The organism is Streptomyces sp. NPDC007162 (genome assembly GCF_040634175.1).
GTDB lineage: Bacteria > Actinomycetota > Actinomycetes > Streptomycetales > Streptomycetaceae > Streptomyces.
The window spans coordinates 1-2,562 of the sequence record NZ_JBEYFC010000839.1 but is presented as its reverse complement, the minus strand read 5'-3'; the positions used below and the strand labels follow the sequence as shown (position 1 = coordinate 2,562).

Below are 2,562 nucleotides of genomic sequence, written 5' to 3'. Positions count from 1 at the left end.
ACTTTGTTTCTGGTTTTGGTTAGCGTCGCGGCCATGACGGACTCAAGCTCCGCACTGGTGCAGGAGCGGGCCGCGGTGGCAGACGTCTGCCACCGCCTGGGAGCCGCGGGACTGCTCGTCGGCACGGCGGGAAACGTCAGCGTGCGGGTGGGGGACCGGGTCGCGGTCACCGCGACCGGTGCGGTGCTCGCCCACCTCACCGCGGGCCAGGTGACGGTGGTCGACCTGTCGGGAGAGGTCGTCGCCGGGACGCTGCAACCGACCTCCGAACTCGACCTGCACCTCGGGGTCTACCGGCGTTTCGGCGCCGGCGCGGTGGTCCACACCCACGCCCCGATGGCCACCGCCCTCTCCTGCGTCCTCGACGAACTTCCCTGTATCCACTACCAGTTGCTGACCCTCGGTGGCGCCGTGCGAGTGGCGCCCTACGCCACCTTCGGCACTCCGGACCTGGCCGAGTCGGTGCTGACCGCGCTGGCCGGCCGCAGCGCGGCCCTGATGGCCAACCACGGCTCGGTCACCATCGGTCCGACCCTCGACAAGGCCGTCGAGAACGCCCTGTTGCTCGAATGGGCCTGCGGGGTCTACCAGCACGCGGCGGCCCTCGGAAAGCCCCGGGCCCTGGACGAGCAGCAGCAACTCGCGGTGATCGAGGCCGCGATCGCCCGCAACTACGGCACCACCCGATCCCTGCAGGAGGGCAAGCCATGAGAGTCGTCACGATGGGCGTGCACGTGCTGGACGTGCTGGTGCGGCCGGTGGACGCGCTCCCCGAGGGGCAGGGCGCGACCCTGGTCGAGGACATCAGGATGACCGCCGCCGGGACGGCCGCCGGCACCGCCCTCAGCCTCGCCAAGCTCGGCGCCACGGTGCAGACCGCCGGGGCGATCGGCGCCGACGCCACCGGTGACATGCTGGTGCAACTGCTCCGCAGGGCCGGGATCGACACCGGGTTCCTGGTCCGCCGGATCGACACCGGCACCTCGGCCAGCGTGCTGCCCATCCGCTCCAACGGGGACCGGCCCTCCCTCCATCTGCTCGGCGCCAATGTCACCTACGGCCTCGACGACGTGCCCTGGGAGGCCCTCGCTGAGGCCACCCATCTGCACCTGGGCGGACCGGAGTTGATCGGGATCGAGGTCGCCGCCAAAATCCTGCACTTCGCCAAGGAGCACGGCGTGAGCACCTCCGTCGACCTGCTCGCGCCCGGGGTGTTCGGCAGCTTCGAGCAGCTCGCGCCGGCCCTGCCTCACATCGACCACCTGCTCCCCAACGACGACCAGGTGCTGGGCTTCTCGGAGGAGGACGACCTGGTGGCCGGTGCGAAGAAACTGGTCGGCGCCGGTGCCGGGCTGGTCGCCGTCACCCGTGGCGCGGACGGGGCTCTGCTGGTCACCGCCGACGGCACCGAGACGGTCCCCGCGTTCGACATCGACGTCGTCGACACCACCGGCTGTGGTGACGCCTTCTCGGCCGGGTTCGTCTACGGCGTCGGCCTGGGCCGCACCCCGCTGGAATCGGCCGTACTCGGCAACGCCGTGGCCGCGTTGGTCGCCCAGGGCCTCGGCAGTGACCACGGCGACTTCGACCTCGCCGCCGCCGACGCGTTCGCGGCCGCGGGCGCCAGGCGGGCGTGACAGCTTCTGTCCCTCGAACCGCTGAAATCCTGCGGATGTCCACTCGCCCCCTGAGTCTGTGTTCGGACAGAGCCCGGCAACAGCTCGGTTAATAACGGCCCGCTGGTTGGTTACCGGAGAGTGAGCGGGTCATGATGACCCCATGACGTTGGCCTCGCGCGCTCTCGCGCAACTGGCGACCTGGCCCGACCTGAACCAGGTCCTACCGAGCTGCGGCCTGGGCCAGGCGGTGAGTTCGGCGCAGGGCGAGATCGCGCACTTCCACTCCGACCGCGATGTGGACCTGCGTCTGACCGCCCGTGCCGTCCGGCATTTCGCCAAGGACCTCAAGAACACGGGGGCGATCCGGATCGTCCCCGGCTCGCAGTGGGTGACGATACGGCTCGACGCCGCGAGCGACGTCGACCTGCTGCTGACCCTGGTGAGCGTCGCCCTCCAGGCCCAGCAGAACTGGCCCGACCCGGCCGACCGGCCCGTGTTCGGCTGCAACGACCAGCGGGGCGCCGGGTTCGTCAGCGCGGACACCAGCGGCATGTGACCGCGGTCCGCGGCCGGCTCACACGGTGACGACCCGGATACCCGCCTCCTCGAACCGGCCCACCGCCTCCGGCGCCGCCGCCGTGTCCGTCACCAGCGTGTCCACCAGTTCCGCCGCGCAGATCCGGGCGAACGCCCGCCCGCCCAGCTTGCTGGAATCGGCGGCGACGACCACGCGCGCCGCACGCTCGCACAGCAACCGGTTGACGGCGGCCTCCGCCTCGTCATGGGCCGCGGCCCCGTGGCGGGCGTCGAAGGCGACCACCCCGAGCACCGCCACATCCAGTGTGATCTGGCTCAACACCCCGTCCGCGAGCGGCCCGACGAGCTCGTACGACTGGGGGCGCGCCACCCCGCCGGTCAGCACGATCTTGAACTGGGGCCGTAC

General features: G+C 71.3%; 3 protein-coding genes and 1 pseudogene. 3 read left to right on the top strand and 1 reads right to left on the bottom strand.

Features of this window, described 5'->3' with window-relative positions:
• Window positions 1–33: 33 nt before the first annotated feature.
• The 3 genes from ABZ646_RS44745 to ABZ646_RS44735 all read left to right on the top strand — a co-directional run bounded on the left by ABZ646_RS44745 (window position 34) and on the right by ABZ646_RS44735 (window position 2,175).
• Entirely contained in the window at window positions 34–711 is a 678-nt protein-coding gene (locus ABZ646_RS44745; RefSeq protein WP_360533003.1) for a class II aldolase/adducin family protein, read from the top strand.
• Entirely contained in the window at window positions 708–1,637 is a 930-nt protein-coding gene (locus ABZ646_RS44740) for a carbohydrate kinase family protein (RefSeq protein ID WP_360533000.1), read from the top strand. Before ABZ646_RS44745 ends, ABZ646_RS44740 begins: the two co-directional genes overlap by 4 nt.
• Window positions 1,638–1,779: 142 nt before the next feature.
• Window positions 1,780–2,175: a luciferase family protein gene (locus ABZ646_RS44735; RefSeq protein ID WP_360532997.1), complete on the top strand. Its 396-nt coding sequence runs from the start codon at window positions 1,780–1,782 to the stop codon at window positions 2,173–2,175.
• An 18-nt stretch (window positions 2,176–2,193) separates the two neighbouring features.
• Here ABZ646_RS44735 and ABZ646_RS44730 read toward each other — a convergent pair.
• Window positions 2,194–2,562, bottom strand: a pseudogene (locus ABZ646_RS44730) (alkaline phosphatase); the annotation flags it as partial.